This window comes from Pseudomonas sp. FG-3G (genome assembly GCF_901007645.1).
GTDB lineage: Bacteria > Pseudomonadota > Gammaproteobacteria > Pseudomonadales > Pseudomonadaceae > Aquipseudomonas > Aquipseudomonas rhizophila.
Genome location: NZ_CAAKGZ010000007.1, coordinates 1 through 917, shown reverse-complemented (window position 1 = coordinate 917; position 917 = coordinate 1). Strand labels below are relative to the sequence as shown.

Genomic DNA, 917 nt, shown 5'->3' with positions numbered 1-917 from the left:
TACTGATACAACTTTCATAGGTGCTACCTCCCAGCCCACGCTAGCGCTGCCCTTCAACTGAACCGGGTACGAAGAGAAAATGACCGCCGGCAGAGCCAGTGACACCCAGGCAATACACGGAGAAAGCAAATCGGGTATTCAGCGGCAGCTCGACCTTGATGTTCCATTCAAGCTGGGATGTAACAGGAACAGGTCGCAACTCATTGGCCGGTGGCGTGAACACCACGCCAGGGTGCGTACAGGCGATCGCACAATCACGCCCTACATCCTCCTCGCGAAACTTCACGCTGATGGTCGCTTCGCTTTTGACAAATCTGTAGGGATACGTTATCGCCCACACATAAGGCAAGCCATCGATCCTCACTTCAGTTCCACGAAGCAGCGCATTGCTTACATCAAACAACCACACCTCGATAAACGTGCTTCCAGCATCACCCGGTCGACTCCAAACAGAAGCCGTCAGCCTGGCAATGCCGGTTTCGGTGTGGTGTTCGCCCTGAATATCGCAATAGGCCACACCGGTAGCGTCAGTCTGGGTAACAACGGTTGGGTGCCCCGTGAAATCCCACGTCACGTCTACGCCGGCCTGAGGAGTTTTGTCGATTCGGTGACGCACCAACACCTGCGCCTTCGTGGATTCGTTAAAAAGAATACCGACCTGAGGAACACTCAGCTCCACCACTTCGTAATCAGGTCTGACAGACCCTCCCGGCAATGGCGGAGACTTCGGCATCCCGCTCATCAGCGGCATATCGAATTGCAGTACAAACGGGTCAATCTGGGTCTCCTGGGTGGAGATAGACCAGCTCAACGCAGTACTCCCCGCCTCCATCGCCACCAACTGCCCCAACGGCGGATCGAATATCAAACCCTGTGCTTGTTCGCCCGGCTTATATTCCAGAAGGACTTGCGCATCA

General features: G+C 55.1%; 1 protein-coding gene. It reads right to left on the bottom strand.

The features are described from left to right. Positions 1 to 40: 40 nt before the first annotated feature. On the bottom strand, positions 41 to 917 hold an 877-nt coding region (locus PSEUDOMOFG3G_RS03845), incomplete at its 5' end, for a hypothetical protein (RefSeq protein ID WP_171061322.1).